General features: G+C 66.6%; 1 protein-coding gene. It reads left to right on the top strand.

Annotated elements, in window-relative coordinates; translation table 11 throughout:
• Positions 1–531: 531 nt before the first annotated feature.
• Entirely contained in the window at positions 532–1,179 is a 648-nt protein-coding gene (locus tag ACX80P_RS16930) for a nucleoside/nucleotide kinase family protein (RefSeq protein WP_459279263.1), read from the top strand.
• Positions 1,180–1,576: the final 397 nt, after the last annotated feature.

Raw genomic sequence — 1,576 nt, forward strand, 5'->3', positions numbered from 1 at the left:
AACACGACCAAAACGCCGTATCCTCGCTCCGAAGCAACTTTTCAAGCCTACCCGCACCAACCCCACAACCGCAAATCCGCGATTCCCGCCGCACCGGTCGGTGAGACCGGATCATCATGGAGCCACATCCGGAACATGCTGGGCATGAGCCTGAAGTGCTTCATTGAGTTGGGGGTTCGTCGCCCTCACCGGGGCAACTCCATAACTATACGGCCGCCCCGCCCGCTCTGCCAAATCCGACGGCCACTCGACGCGCGTGCCCGCAATCGGCATTGGCTGGTTCGCCTACCGCAGTGTCGGCAACCCGTGCCATCCGTGCGGCAGGAACCGTGCTTCACCCCGCCGGCGCGCGGTCGAGCACCTGGACGTCATGAGCGGCCGGTTCCTAGCCGTCCGGCCGGAGGCTGCGCTTCGTCGGCACGGGTCGATGCCAGGCGTCGTCAGCCCTGTCCATCGGCCTCGAGCTCGCCCGTGGTCGGGTCCTCACCACACGTCGCCTCTCCTGTGGAAGATGGGGGGATGGAATACTTCATGCACCTACTGGCCGGCGACATCATGGACAGTCGTGGGTCGGGGCGCCGCATCGTGGCGATCGACAATGTCGACGGCAGCGGAAAGACGTCCTTCGCAGCCGGGCTGGCGGCGGTCGTCCGTCATCGTCCTGTCGTCATCATCCACGCCGACGACTTCCTGAACCCGTCAGCGGTCCGGCATGCCCGGGGGCGCCACTCGCCGGAAGGTTTCTGGAACGACACCTACGACTACCCGGCGCTGCGTGAGTACGTGCTCGACCCACTGGGCCCAGAAGGAGACGGTCGGTATTCACCAGCGTCCTACGACGCTGCCCGCGACACGTCCCAACCGGCGCCGTTCCGTCATGCCCGACCGGAGACGTTGGTCCTGGTGGAGGGTATGTTCCTGCACCGCGACGAACTCGCCGGCTTCTGGGACGCCTCCATGTTCCTCGACGTTCCCTTCGCCGAGGCTGCGGCCCGCATGGCGATCCGGGATGGCAGCCATCCCGACCCGGAGCACCCGACGATGCGAAGGTATGTGCATGGGCAGCGGCTGTACTTCCACACTGCGCGACCCTGGGAACGAGCCTCCTTCGTCATCGACAACTCCGATGTCACCTCCCCTCGGCTCATCCAGCCCCACGCAGCCTCGGCGGTCCCCTGAATAGGTGGGTACCCGGTGTCCGCGCCGAGTCGGTTCCTCCGGATGGATACGGCGGTGTCGGGCTGATGGTTCACGCAGAGTCGCGCCGTCCGACGGGTACCCAGGGCGAGGGCCGGCTGCTCCCGGAGAAGGCCGATGAAGAGAATGCCCGCGACCCAGGGAATACCGTCGCAGGGCAGCGAATAGGTCAGGAACTGCCGTCGAGGAGCTGGCTCCGCGGAGCCGACCTCCACGGAGCCGACCTCAGCGTTGCCCGGGTTGCGGTGGGGGCTGTGCCGGCGCTGGTCTCCACGGAAGCGCCCCGGTGCCACGAGGACGGTGTGGGGTTAAAGGGGTGAGGCCCCGCACCTGGTGGTGTGGGGCCTCAGCCTGTAATGGTTGTCCGGCGGTGTCCTAC

Source organism: Arthrobacter arabinosi (assembly GCF_054511115.1).

Bases quoted from the DNA above. Each gene is read 5' to 3' on its own strand.
- ACX80P_RS16930 (WP_459279263.1), top strand. From the start codon at position 532: ATGCACCTACTGGCCGGCGACATCATGGACAGTCGTGGGTCGGGGCGC.